The 13,861-nt window shown below is 29.5% G+C and carries 14 protein-coding genes and 1 tRNA gene; 12 read left to right on the top strand and 3 right to left on the bottom strand.

Features of this window, described 5'->3' with window-relative positions; genetic code table 11:
• Positions 1-52 precede the first annotated feature (52 nt).
• A complete protein-coding gene (locus tag QZ357_RS02765; RefSeq protein ID WP_290771533.1) occupies positions 53-547 on the bottom strand; it encodes an HD domain-containing protein in 495 nt (164 codons plus the stop codon).
• Positions 548-788: 241 nt separating this feature from the next.
• Between QZ357_RS02765 and QZ357_RS02760 the strand changes: the two genes are divergently transcribed.
• Together QZ357_RS02760 and QZ357_RS02755 are read left to right on the top strand one after the other, a co-directional pair.
• Positions 789-871: transfer RNA gene (locus QZ357_RS02760), tRNA-Leu, on the top strand.
• 97 nt (positions 872-968) lie between these two features.
• Positions 969-2,603, top strand: a complete 1,635-nt coding sequence (locus tag QZ357_RS02755) for a hypothetical protein (RefSeq protein ID WP_290771531.1) — start codon at positions 969-971, stop codon at positions 2,601-2,603.
• Positions 2,604-2,795: 192 nt separating this feature from the next.
• On the opposite strand, the gene QZ357_RS02750 is transcribed toward QZ357_RS02755, so the two are convergent.
• The gene (locus QZ357_RS02750; RefSeq protein WP_290771529.1) at positions 2,796-3,632 is read right to left on the bottom strand and encodes a GH25 family lysozyme; all 837 of its coding nucleotides are present in this window, start codon (positions 3,630-3,632) and stop codon (positions 2,796-2,798) included.
• Between the two features lie 195 nt (positions 3,633-3,827).
• Here QZ357_RS02750 and QZ357_RS02745 point away from each other — a divergent pair, with 195 nt between their 5' ends.
• The 8 genes from QZ357_RS02745 to QZ357_RS02710 all read left to right on the top strand — a co-directional run bounded on the left by QZ357_RS02745 (position 3,828) and on the right by QZ357_RS02710 (position 11,753).
• Positions 3,828-4,790 carry a GerMN domain-containing protein gene (locus QZ357_RS02745; RefSeq protein WP_290771527.1) on the top strand — a complete coding sequence of 321 codons (963 nt, stop codon included), beginning with the start codon at positions 3,828-3,830 and terminating at the stop codon, positions 4,788-4,790.
• 13 nt (positions 4,791-4,803) lie between these two features.
• Complete coding sequence (rph, locus tag QZ357_RS02740) at positions 4,804-5,529, top strand: ribonuclease PH (protein WP_290771525.1); 726 nt, start codon at positions 4,804-4,806, stop codon at positions 5,527-5,529.
• An 11-nt stretch (positions 5,530-5,540) separates the two neighbouring features.
• Complete coding sequence (locus tag QZ357_RS02735; protein WP_290771523.1) at positions 5,541-6,134, top strand: XTP/dITP diphosphatase; 594 nt, start codon at positions 5,541-5,543, stop codon at positions 6,132-6,134.
• Between the two features lie 16 nt (positions 6,135-6,150).
• Positions 6,151-6,627: a metallophosphoesterase gene (locus tag QZ357_RS02730; protein ID WP_290771521.1), complete on the top strand. Its 477-nt coding sequence runs from the start codon at positions 6,151-6,153 to the stop codon at positions 6,625-6,627.
• 8 nt (positions 6,628-6,635) lie between these two features.
• Positions 6,636-7,439 carry a type II CAAX endopeptidase family protein gene (locus tag QZ357_RS02725; RefSeq protein ID WP_290771518.1) on the top strand — a complete coding sequence of 268 codons (804 nt, stop codon included), beginning with the start codon at positions 6,636-6,638 and terminating at the stop codon, positions 7,437-7,439.
• Between the two features lie 212 nt (positions 7,440-7,651).
• A complete protein-coding gene (locus QZ357_RS02720) occupies positions 7,652-8,077 on the top strand; it encodes a MarR family transcriptional regulator (RefSeq protein WP_290771516.1) in 426 nt (141 codons plus the stop codon).
• 62 nt (positions 8,078-8,139) lie between these two features.
• Entirely contained in the window at positions 8,140-9,876 is a 1,737-nt protein-coding gene (locus QZ357_RS02715) for an ABC transporter ATP-binding protein (protein WP_290771514.1), read from the top strand.
• A 5-nt stretch (positions 9,877-9,881) separates the two neighbouring features.
• A complete protein-coding gene (locus QZ357_RS02710) occupies positions 9,882-11,753 on the top strand; it encodes an ABC transporter ATP-binding protein (RefSeq protein ID WP_290771650.1) in 1,872 nt (623 codons plus the stop codon).
• Between the two features lie 36 nt (positions 11,754-11,789).
• Here the strand turns inward: QZ357_RS02710 and QZ357_RS02705 are convergent, their stop codons facing one another.
• Complete coding sequence (locus QZ357_RS02705) at positions 11,790-12,761, bottom strand: AIR synthase family protein (protein WP_290771512.1); 972 nt, start codon at positions 12,759-12,761, stop codon at positions 11,790-11,792.
• An 88-nt stretch (positions 12,762-12,849) separates the two neighbouring features.
• Here QZ357_RS02705 and QZ357_RS02700 point away from each other — a divergent pair, with 88 nt between their 5' ends.
• On the top strand, positions 12,850-13,023 hold the full coding sequence (locus tag QZ357_RS02700; RefSeq protein ID WP_290771510.1) for a hypothetical protein: 174 nt from the start codon (positions 12,850-12,852) through the stop codon (positions 13,021-13,023).
• 156 nt (positions 13,024-13,179) lie between these two features.
• The coding region (locus tag QZ357_RS02695; protein ID WP_290771508.1) for an SLBB domain-containing protein at positions 13,180-13,861 on the top strand (682 nt) is incomplete at its 3' end.

Here is a 13,861-nt window from a genome sequence, read left to right as displayed (position 1 = left end):
CATAAAAAAATAAAAGAAGGAAAACCCTTCTTTTAAAATGTTGAATATATTTTTACATTAAATTTTCTTTTCTTAAATTTTTAACTTTTTTAAAATATTTGTCTTTTGTTTCTGTTACTGCACACCATTTATCCATAATGCAAACTATAACTGCTTCTTTGCTTTTGGGATAATTCCTGAGTGTTAAAGGCCACATATGAGAGGATATGATATTTTCTTCTTTTTGAGTAAGTTCAAAATGTTTCTTTGCGTTAATCAGAGCTCTGTTTGGGTGTTTAAATCCGTGAAAGCCTTCTCTTTCTTTTTTATTTTCATGCCAGTCATATAAGTAAAAGTCATGTAACAGTGCACCTTTTAGAAGTTCATCTTCGTTTATTTTGATATTATGTTTTTTTACAAATTTGTAGCATGAAAAAGCAACGTTTAAACAGTGGGTGTACGTGTCTGTTATTCCGTGTTGCATGAAATTCTGCATTCTTCTTACTTCCTCATGTGTTATTATATGATTTACTTTTTCGTAAAAATTATCTTTTTCTTTTCTCGTCATGATTTTTATCCGCCTTGTTTGATGAGTTATGTTTATTTTTTCAGTATAATAATTATAATATATATTTATTATGAACTTCTTAACTAAAAATTATAACTTAATAAATTTTGTTGTTAATAATTATATAAAATAGAAGTGTAATTTCGATTTATAATAATTTATATAAAATTATAAGGAATTTATAAAAAAATTATTGACATAATATAAAAATTTATATATAATAATATAGCTTTATAAATATGCGGATGTGGCGGAATTGGCAGACGCGCTAGACTTAGGATCTAGTACTTCGGTGTGGGGGTTCGACTCCCTTCATCCGCACCACTTGAGAAATCGCTGAAAACCTTAATATAAAGGGTTTTCAGCTTTTTTATTTTGGGTCTAAGGCAAAAGAGATTGTAATAAAGAATAAGGTTAGTAAATGGATATAAATAATTTATTTGATAATAGAGAAGATATAAAGTTAGAAAGCTTTGATGATTTTTATAAAATAATGGAAGAAAATCGTTCGTATATTAATGAAGATTATGAAGGTACATTAAGGGTTATAAAAGATATTTTTGATGAAATGTATTTTTTAGCATTACAATATATGAAATTTAGATCTTTTATGGGGTTAGGAAATAATAAAAATTTAGATATGATTTTATCAACAGTAATCAAAAGTATGAATAACTTATTATCTGTTATTAAGATGACCACAGAAGGTAATATTGGTTCATCAAGAATAATAATGCGAAATATATTTGAGTTTTTAGTTATTGGTAAATATGCATTATTATATGATGATATACAGATTAGAGATAAATGGGATAAAATAGAATATATAAATATAGATAGAATTATATTTAATAATACTATTTATCCAAACAATAAAAATAAAAAAGCTTTTCTTGATTTTTGGGCGACTTTATGTAAATTTACTCATGCAACAAGAGCCTCAGGTCAAATAAGTTATGATTATAAAGATATAACTGGAGATGTAAAACTTAATTTTACATTAATATTAATGTTTTTATATTTAATTTATTCTTATTTAAATAAATATTTAGCAACTCCTTATATAAAAGAATATATAAAAAATTTATCTTCTATGAGAGGAAATGAAAGTAATGTGAATCTAAAAAAGAGTATTTTATTTGAATCTCATCTTAAAAAAGTAATGAAAGATATAATTTTTCAGCCTTTTTCTCCAGATGCAAAAATGGTTTGTCGATATTTTGTATCTAATTGGAGAGTAAATGAAGATAAGCTGCATAAGAGGAATACAGAATATTTTAATTCTCAAAGATTTGATTTAGAAGATAAGTTAGACAATAATAAATTAAGTGAACTTAACAATAATGGGGATTTAGCTTCATGTGACTCAAGAGAGTTAAAATCAAAAGAAGATATTATAAATTACTTAATAGAATTAAAAGAACTTTATTCTAAAGAAAAAATAAATTCTATAGACGATACATTTAAAAATATTTTCCTTAAATATATAAAAAGACTTTTAAAAGTTGTAAAAATGTATAATATAAAAACATTAAGCTCAGATAATTGTGTTTATGAGTTAGAGGTTACAAACTCAAGTCTTTCTATTGTGTTGTATAGAAAATTATATATTTCACGGGATACTTATGTTAAGGAATTAGAGGTTATAAAATTATCTTGTGATTATATAGAAATTGATGACTATGCAAAGCTTTATAATATTACTTCAAATACTGTTAAAAGGTGGATACGGGAAGTCAAAATACGAAATGTAAAAAAAATAGCAGGCGTATGGTTCATTCCAGAAATGCAACAAAAGCCTAGTAGGAATTATGATTTTGTGTTTTATGAAATCAGTAATTTATCAAAAGAGTGTATTAATACATTTAGTTTTCTTAAATGTCAAAAAGAAATGTATTTAAAGAAAATAAATAAAGATAGTTACAAATGTGTTTTACTAAATAAAAACGGTAAAAGTAAAACAATTACTATTTCAAATAAGGATAGAATAGTTTTAGAAAAGATGCTATTAAGAAGAGGAAATAAATTTGAAGAAATAAATATTTATTATCTTTAGGAAACTAATGACAGATTTTTTATAATAAACTTCTACTTTTGACTTTAACCGATTGTTATACAATCGGTTTTTTATATTTTAAATGTATATTTAATTTTAATAATAGAGTAGACAATATTTAAAATCAAAGGAAGCTATTTAGCTTCCTTTGATTTTAGTTTAATAATTTTATTTTATGAATGGAATTATCGATTATCTTTTAATCAATAACTTTTCTCCGGGATGAATTAATTTTAAGTGGTTTAGCTTAATCAGTTCTTTAGGTGTTGTTTTATATCTTTTTGCGATTTCCTTTAAGGTGTCTCCTTCTTTAACTGTATAGGAAATATATTCTTTATTTTTATTTTTTTCTTCTTCGGTTATAAGCATTTCTTCTTTGAATCTGTCCATATCTACATGTCCGTGTATTCCTTTTACGCTTCCTCGGCTGCTGTACTGGAATCCTGACCATTCTCTCCAGTGCCCTGTTGTATACGGTCGTCTTACACCGTAATCGGCAACCCATAGAGGATATTTTGAAAGATCTTCTTCCCAAACACTTTCCACATCGTAAGCATTTGAATAGAATGCAGGTTTATATTTTATAAGTTTCTCAAGGGTTTCCATATATACTTTTGCTATATCGTTAGCTTCTTTTTTGCTTAATCCATTTAGTTGTTCAAAGTCCATTGCAGGTCTGAGTTCCTGTTTTTTGCTTTTTATTAAAGAGTAGAAAAAGTGAGCTTGTTCTCTTGCTTCTGAGGTATTTCTCGCTGTTACGAAGTGGTAGAATCCTATTTTCAATTTTTCTTTTTTTGCTGCTTTATAATTTCTTTCAAACTTTGAATCAACCAGGTTAGTTCCTTCGCCGGCCCTTATATAGACATATTCGATACCGTCTTTCTTAACTTCCTTAAAGTTAATATCACCCTGCCATACGCTGACATCTATACCTTTTTTTTCACTTGAGGCGGATATTATACCGACCGTAGAAATACATATTATAAAGGCAAAACAGACTGCCAATATTTTAATGGTTTTTTCTTTCATTTCATTCCCTCCCGGTATTTATAGTATTCAATATATAAAAAAATGCTACATTGATATTTATGCGCCTCTGTTTCAGATTTCCTCATATTATTCTGTTTGTTTTTTATATAATTGTGACGGTTAAAGTATGTAATTCATTTTTATATATTTTTCTTTGGATATATGAATTGTATTATTTTACGGGAGGACAAGCTTATGAAAAAATTGATTAAATTTTTATTGTTGGTTATGATTATCGCTTTGAGTTATATAACCATAAAGGAACCTGATTTAACGGCAAAAGTTCAGGAGACTGTAGGCAGTTATATAAAAAAGGAAGTAAAGGAAGAAAAAGAACAGGTGACTGTTTATTATAAAACCGCAGAAAACTATGTTGTTCCTCTTACAAGAACTGTAACAAAAGAAGAAGCTATGTTTGACAATATTTTAAATTTAATGACCGATAATGAAGAGAACAGCAAAATTGCAAGTAAAAACGGTCTTTTACCCACTATTGTCGCAGGAAGTATAAAAAGTGTTCAGGTTGATGGAGAAACCGCAAAAGTCAGTTTAAATAAAAGTGCGGATGAATTTATGGATAAAAGTGATGAAGATTCCTTTATATATTCGGTAATATATGCTTTAACAGAATATAAAAATATCGATAGGGTTATGTTCAGCCTTGAGGGTAAAGAAAAGTTATCTTTCGGTACTGTAATGAATAAACCATATGCAAGAGAAAATATAAATAAGATTAAGTCCACATCAAAATCAAAAGCAAAATATACCATGTATGTGGCAAAAAAATGTGATAATGTATATAATTATATTCCTTACAGTGTGTATTATAATAAAAGCAATCTTGAGTTGAAGGAAATTTTAACAGAACATTTCAGACTTTGTTGTGAAAAAAAATATTCGAGTATGATATTTGCGGATGAAGCTAACATCAAAGATGTGCTTATAAAGGGAGAAAGCGTATATGTCCATTTAACTGAGGAGTTTTCCACTATGGATAAAGTTATGTTAAATTTGTATAAGAACAGTGTTGCTCTTACAATTAAAGAAAATTCCGATTCAATAGAAAAAGTTCGTTTTATTATTGACCAAAAAGAGGAAAATAATGGTATAATTGAAACTGAAATTATCAAAGAATATTCAAACGAAGAAAAAAACTGAAGGAGAGTATTATATGGAACGTTTTGACGGAAGAAAATATGACGAAAAAAGAAAAGTAAAAATCACGAAAAATTACACAATGTATCCCGATGGATGTGTGCTTATAGAAGTGGGGAATACCAAGGTAATATGTTCTGCATTTGTTGAAAACAGAGTTCCTCCGTTTTTGAGAGGAGAAGGCACGGGGTGGATAACTTGTGAATACTCTATGCTTCCATCTTCAACGCAAACGAGAAAACAAAGAGATATTAACAGATTAAAACTTGACGGAAGAAGTTCTGAGATACAAAGACTTATAGGTCGAAGTTTGAGAAGTGTTGTGGATTTGAATATTTTGGGTGAGAAAACCGTGATGATAGACTGTGATGTTATTCAGGCCGATGGAGGAACTAGAGTAGCAAGTATAACGGGAGCTTTTGTAGCTTTGTATGATGCTCTCAATAAAATGGTTGAAAAAGGAGAAATAGAAAGACTTCCTCTTACTTCTTTCGTTGCCGCAATAAGTGTTGGTGTAGTTGAAAATGAAGCCTTGCTCGATTTATGTTATGTAGAAGATTCAAATGCGATTGTTGATATGAATGTCGTAATGAATGAGTACGGAGAATATATAGAGCTTGGAATGACAGGTGAACAAAGACCGGTTAAAGAAGAGGAATTGAATAAACTTTTACTTCTTGCAAAAAAAGGAGTAAAAGAACTTATAGATATTCAAAGGGATGTATTGGAACTGAATAAATAGAGGTATTAATTATGAAAGAAATAATAATAGCATCGGCAAACAAACACAAATTGGATGAAATAAAAAGTATACTTAACGATTATAAGGTTATAAGTATGGAAGAAGCAGGGTTTGATGATGATATAGTCGAAGATGGAAAAACTTTTGAAGAAAATGCCTTAATAAAAGCAAAAGCAATCCATGAAAAAACAGGGAAATTGGTTTTGGGTGATGATTCGGGGCTTATGGTACAGTATCTGAACGGAGAGCCCGGAATATATTCTGCCAGATATGCAGGAGAAGAAAAAGACGACAAGAAAAATAACGAAAAATTACTTAATGCTCTTGAAGGAGTTGAAAAAAAAGACAGAGACGCTAAATTTGTATGTACGGTAGGAATCTGCTATGAAGACGGAAATACAGATGTTGTCAGAGGAGAAGTAGAGGGTATAATAGGTTTTGAAGAAGTCGGCAGCGGAGGATTTGGATATGATCCGTTATTTTATATCGATAAATTGGGCAAGACATATGCGCAGCTGACTTTTGATGAAAAAAACAGTGTAAGTCACAGAAGAAGAGCTTTTATGAAAGCAAAAGAGATATTGGATAAAAAGTTTAATCAATAATACAGAAGGTAATAGAATGGATAAAATTATTATAGTAAGTGATACTCATGGAGATATTAAAACTCTTGAAAAAGTTCTTAAAAAAGAAAAAAACTATAATTATATTTTTCATATAGGAGATCATCATTTTGATATGGATGAAGTTGATATGGATTTATCCGGTGTCGAGGTAAAAAAAGTACGAGGTAATTGTGACTTTATGAAAGAAACCGAGGAAATATTTTTTGAACTTTCCGGGAAAAAGATATTTATTACACACGGGCATCTTTATGGAGTCAAAAATTCATATACGAATATATTCTATAAAGCCTGTGAAGTCGGTGCGGATATTGTTTTGTTTGGACATACACATGAAAAGTTGGATATAAAAATGGGACATATACATTTATTTAATCCCGGAACATTGAGCCTTAGGAGTTTTGGCAAAAGAAGTTACGGTGTTATGACTATTGACAGTACGGGTAATTATAAGCTTGTACATAAAAATATTTAGAGGTTAAGATGAAGAAAGACAATAGTATAAAAAAAATATTTTTATGTATATATCCTTTATTTATTTGGGGTATTGGTCAGATTTTAACCGGGATTATTTTTCAGTTGTTTTATATATTTAAAAATGTAAACAATGGTACCAGTATATCAACGCAGGATATGATTGGTTTTATCAATAATAACACAATGTTGATATTACTTTTTTCTTCCGTTATCAATATATTTATATTTATGTTTATACTCTATAAAACAAATAATTTAAATTTGAGAATAAACAGTAATATCAATAAACTGTCGTTACTTACATTAAGTGCAATTATGGGTATAAGCTTTTATATGTTGACCATGGGAATCATAACTTTTTTTGATTTAACAAGATACTCTAGTCAGTATATTGATACAATGGAAATTTTATCTTCCGGAGGTATTATTTTAAACATTATAAGTGTGGGAATAATTACTCCAATAAGTGAAGAGTTGATGCTTAGAGGATTGGTTTACAATAATTTAAAAAAGTATATAAATATAAGATCAGCTATTTTCATACAGGCGCTGTTGTTTGGTATTTTACATATGAATATAATACAAGGTACATATGCGGTATTGGCAGGTATTTTAATTGGATATGTATATGAGAAGTCAAACAGTTTAATTGTTTCTTCGGTTTTTCATATAAGTTTTAATTTATGCAATCATTTGTTTGAGGTTCCTGTATTTTCATTTATCATGGGATTTCCTTTAGGTATGTTTATTTTGGGTCTATTTTTCTTTTTATTTTCTATAAAGTGTTTTAACCGTGTTTTAGTAAAGTAAGTTTGTGTGTTATAATCACAACAATAAGGTATTTATAACAAAAAAGACAGAATTATATCTGTCTTTTTTATTTTAGAGTAAAATTGGGGACTTTGTTTTGTGTCTTAAATGTGAAAAATTTATTTTGTTATTGACAATTAAAAAGAATCATAATACAATAGTTAGGCAACTAACATAATAGTTAGGGAGCTAACATTATTAGAAGGTGTGTTATGGATTCAGATAAAAATGAAATAGGTATAATTGTTAAAATTTTATCAAACGAAATAAGAAAAAAGATGAACACTGAAGGCTCCAAATATGGAGTGACAGGTATTCAAAGTCGCGTTATTCACTATGTTTCAACGCAAGAAAGAGATGTTTTTCAGAAAGATATAGAATCTGCCTTTCAATTCAGAAGATCCACAGTTACGGGGATTTTGCAGTTAATGGAAGAAAACGGTCTTATAAGAAGAGAAAGTGTGGATTATGACGCAAGACTTAAAAAAATTGTTATTACACAAAAAGGTCTTTGTATAAAAGCTCATATATCAGAAGATATAAAAAATATTGAGAAAAAATTAAAAAAAGGTTTGAGTGAAAATGAGATAAATACATTTTTTTCTGTGGCTGATAAAATGATAAACAATTTGAAATAATTTTCATATTTATTGGGTTGGTAACCTTACTATTATGAATTTATTATTTGGGAGGTATGTTTATGATAAAAACTTTAATGGGTTCTATCAGAGAATTTAAAAAGGATTCTTTTCTTGCTCCTTTTTTTGTAATTATCGAAGTTCTCATGGAAGTTCTTATTCCTTTTTATATGGCCGATATAATTGATATTGGTATTACAAAAGGTAATTTGAACTTTGTTATAAAACTTGGATTATTTTTATTTTTCTTGGCCATTATTTCATTAATAACTGGTATTTTAGCAGGAAAGTATGCTGCTAGAGCATCTGCAGGACTTGCAAAGAATTTAAGAAAAGATATGTTTTATAAAATTCAGGATTTTTCTTTTCCTAATATAGATAAATTTTCTACTGCAAGTTTGGTTACAAGGCTTACAACAGATGTAACCAATGTTCAAATGGCATATCAAATGATAGTAAGACTTCTTATAAGATCTCCGATAATGTTGATATTTGCTTTATTCTTTACAATTAAAATTAATTTTGATATTGCAATTATATTTTTTATAGCAATTCCGGTATTATCATTTTTATTGTATTTAATAGCAATAAAAGCACATCCTCATTTTGAAAGGGTGTTTAATACTTATGATAAATTAAATAGTGTTGTTCAAGAAAATGTAACAGGAATCAGAGTTGTTAAAGCTTATGTTAGGGAAGATCATGAAATAGAAAAATTTGATGGTATTTCAAAACTTATATATAAATTTTTTACAAAAGCAGAAAAAATCGTAGCTTTAAATGCACCTGTAATGCAATTTACTATTTATACATGTATTCTCCTTATTTCATATTTTTCAGCAAGGTTTATTACTGTTGGAACAATGACAACAGGTGAACTTACGAGTCTTATTGTTTATGCAAGTCAAATACTTTCAAGTTTGATGATTCTTTCAATGGTATTTGTTATGGTATTAATGGCACAAACATCAGCAGAAAGAATTGTGGAAGTATTGGTTGAAGAAAGTACTCTTAAAAATAAAGAACACCCTGTTAAGGAGTTAAAAGATGGTTCCATTGATTTTATAAATGTAGATTTTACATATGGAAAAGATGAGGGAAATGGAAATAATCTTCCTTTGAGTGATATAAATTTACATATAAAATCTGGTATGACTGTGGGGATAATAGGAAGTACTGGTAGTTCTAAATCATCTCTTGTTCAGTTAATTCCAAGACTTTACGATGTTACAAAGGGACAAGTTAAGGTTGGTGGTGTTGATGTAAGAGACTATGATTTGGAAACTTTAAGAAATCAAGTTGCAATGGTACTTCAAAAGAATACTTTGTTTTCGGGTACAATAAAGGAAAATTTAAGATGGGGAGATGAAAATGCAACAGATTCTGAAATTATCCAAGCTTCAATTCTTGCACAGGCCGATGGTTTTGTTAGTGAATTCCCTGATAAATATGATACGAAAATAGAACAAGGTGGAACAAATGTTTCAGGGGGACAAAAGCAGCGTTTATGTATTGCAAGGGCACTCCTTAAAAAACCTAAAATACTTATTTTAGACGATTCTACTAGTGCCGTTGATACAAAAACCGATGCTTTGATAAGAAAAGCATTTAGGGAAAAGATTCCAGGAACAACGAAAATTATTATCGCACAAAGAATTTCTTCAGTTGAAGATGCTGACATGATTGTTGTTCTTGATAATGGTAAAATTAATCAAGTAGGTACTCATGAAGAACTTCTTAAGACAAATGAGATATATCAAGATGTTTATAATTCTCAAATGAAAGGAGGCAAAGAATAATGGAAATGAAAAATAAGAAGCCTCATTATTTGAAGACAGCTGCAAGGCTTTTAAAATATGCTTTAAAGAGTTATAAAATACAGTTTATTTTTGTTTTTGTTTCGATTATAGTAAGTTCTATTGCAAGTATGTCAAGTTCTATTTTTTTGATGTATTTGATAGACGACTGTATTACACCACTTATAAACAGTGTTGCTCCTGATTTTACTGGAGTTATAAGAGCTATTTTAACATTTGCTTGTATATATTATGTTGGTGTAGCTTGTACCTTTATTTATATGAGATTAATGGTAAATATCGGACAAGGTGTATTAAAAAAAGTAAGAGATGATATGTTTGAACATATGCAAACTCTTCCTATAAGGTATTTTGATACGCATCCTCATGGTGAACTTATGAGCCTTTATACAAATGATACTGATACATTAAGACAAATGATTTGTCAGAGTATTCCTCAGGTATTTGCTTCAGTAGTAACCGTTATTGCAGTATTTTGTGCAATGATTTATATTAGTATTCCATTATCACTTCTTGCAGTTTGTATTATTGCAATTATGACACTTACTACAAAGATAATTGGTGGGAAAAGTGGAGAATATTTTGCGAAACAACAGAAAAATATCGGTATATTAGATGGATATGTTGAAGAAATGATGAGTGGACAAAAAGTAGTAAAAGTATTTTGTCACGAAGAAAAAAGCAAAAAAGATTTTGATAAAATAAACGATGATTTATTTGAAAGTTCTGCAAAAGCTCATCAATATGCAAATATTATTATTCCTGTAATTGCAAACTTGGGTTATATTCAGTATGTATTAACAGCCATTCTTGGAGGTGCTCTTGCGATTTCAGGGGTGGGAGGACTTACTCTTGGAGGAATAGCTTCCTTTCTTCAACTTACAAGAAACTTTAACTTTCCATTCAGTCAAATTTCAGGACAGTTAAACCCGATTCTTATGGCACTTGCAGGAGCCGAAAGAATATTTGATATGATGGATGAAAAAGGCGAAGAAGATAATGGGTATGTTACATTGGTCAATGCCAATATTGATGATAATGGAAATATTACCGAAAGTGAAAATAGAACAGGTAAATGGGCCTGGAAACATCCTCATTCTGATGGTATAGTAATTTATACTCAGTTGAAAGGCGATGTTAGGTTTATAGATATGACTTTTGGTTATAATACCAATAAAGTAGTTTTACATAAGTTGAATTTATTTGCAAAGCCTGGGCAAAAAATTGCTTTTGTAGGCTCGACTGGTGCCGGTAAAACGACTATAACGAATTTGATAAACAGATTTTATGATGTTACCGATGGTAAAATCAGATATGACGGAATCAATGTAAATAAAATCAAGAAAGAAGATTTAAGAAGATCTCTTGGAATAGTACTTCAAGAAACAAACTTATTTACTGGAACGATAAAAGAAAATATTAGATATGGTAAACTTGATGCAACTGATGAAGAAGTATATGAGGCAGCTAAACTTGTAAATGCTGATCATTTTATAAAAATGCTTCCTGACGGTTATAATACTGTGATTTCAGGAACAGGTGAAGAACTATCTCAAGGTCAAAGGCAACTTTTAAGTATTGCAAGAGCTGCTCTAAATAATCCTCCTGTACTTATTCTTGATGAAGCAACTTCAAGTATTGATACAAGAACTGAGAAAATCGTTCAAGACGGTATGGATAAATTAATGGAAGGAAGAACTGTATTTGTTATTGCTCATAGACTATCTACAATCAGAAACTCTGATGCAATTATAGTTTTGGAGCATGGTACGATAATTGAAAGAGGTAATCATGAAGAACTTATCAAAAAACATGGTACGTATTACAGGTTGTATACCGGTGCATTGGAATTATCGTAATAAAAAGAGGCGTAAGCCTCTTTTTTGGTTGTTTTTTTATATTACTTTGTATAATTCATCTTGTGAAGGTGGAGATAATATTTCTTTTACTCCTTTTGCTAAAGTATAGATTTCTTTTTCTTCTGTTAAATATCCTACTGTTGCAGATGGTATATTATTTTTGTTTAATTCTTCTTTTAACTTTTCGTCATCATTAGTTATAAACAACATTACTCCGCTGGATATGAGCTTATATGGGTCTATATTAAAATATTTTGCTATCTTTTTTGTTTCTTCCAATATTAATATTTTATCAATATTTATAATTGCTCCAAAGTCGGAGTTTGAAACCATCTCCCATATTCCTCCCAAAACGCCTCCTTCTGTTGCATCATGGAGAAGACTTACATTAAGATTTTTCGCTATTAATCCTTCTTTTATTACGGATGTGTCCTTTATTAATTTTGATGTTTTTGATATTTCTTTCTTTGTTAAAAAGTTTTCAACTTCCTCTTTTAAATCAAGGGTTATAATGGCGCTACCTTCAAGCCCTGCATATTTGCTCATTACGATTTTATCCCCTGCTTTGGGAGTAGGATGTGAAATGTTCTCTTTTCTCCCTATACATACTCCGCTTAAAATAAATTTATTTACACTTGAAGTTACTTCTGTGTGTCCACCGATTAAATCTACATGATTTTCTTCGCAGGTTTTAAGTATTTCGTCAATAATGAACTCTACATCTTCAATCGTGGCATATGTGGGGATTAACATTGTTATCAGCATTGCAGTGGGTTTTGCCATTGAGGTCGCAATGTCATTACATGATATATTTACACATAATCTTCCGATTCCATTTTTGCTTCCGGTTATGGGGTCTGTGGAAATTGAAAACAAATCGCCTTCAAAATTTAAAAGTGCGGTGTCCTTTCCTATCCCTGCTCCTGTCAAGACTTCTTTGTTTTTGATGTTGATTTTATCGAATAATATTTTTTCTAATGTTTGATTGCTTAATTTACCGTTTTTCATTTTATACCTTTTTATTTTGATTTGTAAATATTTTAACATATTTTAGTCAATACTCAATAGTGAATACTTTTGTTTGGAGAATGATTTTATGATGAATATTTATTGTACATTGGATTGTAAACATCAAGAAGGAGGAATGTGCACATTATATGATGTTCCTTTGTATATTTCCGGCTTGAGCGATAAATGTATGTACTATTTGCCTTCGGATGATAATAAATATAAGGAGTATACAGATAAAGATAAGTCCTATTTTGAATAAAGTAGGATTTTTTTATTAACTGGGTTATAATTAAGTTGAAAAATAATGTATATTTTGTTATTATAACCATGAATGTGTAGTAAAAAGAAAGTAATAAGATTTTATGGAGTTTTGTATTAAATCTTATATAAATAACTTGGAGGTAAATAAGAGGTTATGGAAAAAGTGGATCCTAAGGTTTTGGTTAACCAGAAGAAAAATGCTATTAAATATTGTGGCGCGACAAATCCTGAATGTATAGATGATTATATAGCATTTGATGGTTACAAAGCAAAAGAAAAAGTTTTAAAAGGTGAAGTTGATGTCATTAAACTTGCAAGTGATGCTTTGCTTGTTGATAGAAGAAAACAAGATGAACTTTGCTGTGACAATTGGAAAGGTGCTGATGTTGTTGTTTGCGAAACGCTTGATGCTTTAGCTGTTGCGGATAATAAAGTTTTAATTGAAGCTCCTCACGTAATTGTTGAATCAATGCTTATTGTTATGGAAGTAAGCGGTGCAAAAGAAGGTTATATCGTAGCAAAAGATGACCTTGCATTTAGAAGAGTGTCAAAAGCTGTTAACGATGCAAAAGCTTACGGTTTATTAGATAAAGAAATAAGTGTTGTAAAAGAAAGCAAAGAAGGCTTAAACGTAAATGCAGAAATTTTAGCTAACTTACTTGTAATTGTTCAAGACAGCTATAAAACACTTCCTGAAAAAGGATTTAAAGGTGTTGCAATCGGCGGTAAAGTAAAAAATCCTGGAATTTACAATGTTGAAAACGGCGTTACATATGAAAAACTTATTGAACTTGCAGGTGGTGCAACAGGAAATGTTAAATCTATCAAAGTAGGAG

The organism is Anaerofustis sp. (genome assembly GCF_019420015.1).
Taxonomy (GTDB): Bacteria; Bacillota; Clostridia; order Eubacteriales; family Anaerofustaceae; genus Anaerofustis.
Note: the sequence above shows the minus strand (reverse complement) of the source record. Positions and strands in the feature narration are given on the sequence as shown.

Excerpts from the sequence above, each read along its gene's own strand:
- QZ357_RS02745 (WP_290771527.1), top strand. The coding sequence starts at position 3,828 with ATGAAAAAATTGATTAAATTTTTATTGTTGGTTATGATTATCGCTTTG.
- rph (WP_290771525.1), top strand. The coding sequence starts at position 4,804 with ATGGAACGTTTTGACGGAAGAAAATATGACGAAAAAAGAAAAGTAAAA.
- QZ357_RS02700 (WP_290771510.1), top strand. The coding sequence starts at position 12,850 with ATGATGAATATTTATTGTACATTGGATTGTAAACATCAAGAAGGAGGA.
- QZ357_RS02730 (WP_290771521.1), top strand. The coding sequence starts at position 6,151 with ATGGATAAAATTATTATAGTAAGTGATACTCATGGAGATATTAAAACT.
- QZ357_RS02765 (WP_290771533.1), bottom strand. The coding sequence starts at position 547 with ATGACGAGAAAAGAAAAAGATAATTTTTACGAAAAAGTAAATCATATA.
- QZ357_RS02735 (WP_290771523.1), top strand. The coding sequence starts at position 5,541 with ATGAAAGAAATAATAATAGCATCGGCAAACAAACACAAATTGGATGAA.
- QZ357_RS02755 (WP_290771531.1), top strand. The coding sequence starts at position 969 with ATGGATATAAATAATTTATTTGATAATAGAGAAGATATAAAGTTAGAA.
- QZ357_RS02710 (WP_290771650.1), top strand. The coding sequence starts at position 9,882 with ATGAAAAATAAGAAGCCTCATTATTTGAAGACAGCTGCAAGGCTTTTA.
- QZ357_RS02725 (WP_290771518.1), top strand. The coding sequence starts at position 6,636 with ATGAAGAAAGACAATAGTATAAAAAAAATATTTTTATGTATATATCCT.
- QZ357_RS02705 (WP_290771512.1), bottom strand. The coding sequence starts at position 12,761 with ATGAAAAACGGTAAATTAAGCAATCAAACATTAGAAAAAATATTATTC.
- QZ357_RS02720 (WP_290771516.1), top strand. The coding sequence starts at position 7,652 with ATGGATTCAGATAAAAATGAAATAGGTATAATTGTTAAAATTTTATCA.
- QZ357_RS02750 (WP_290771529.1), bottom strand. The coding sequence starts at position 3,632 with ATGAAAGAAAAAACCATTAAAATATTGGCAGTCTGTTTTGCCTTTATA.
- QZ357_RS02715 (WP_290771514.1), top strand. The coding sequence starts at position 8,140 with ATGATAAAAACTTTAATGGGTTCTATCAGAGAATTTAAAAAGGATTCT.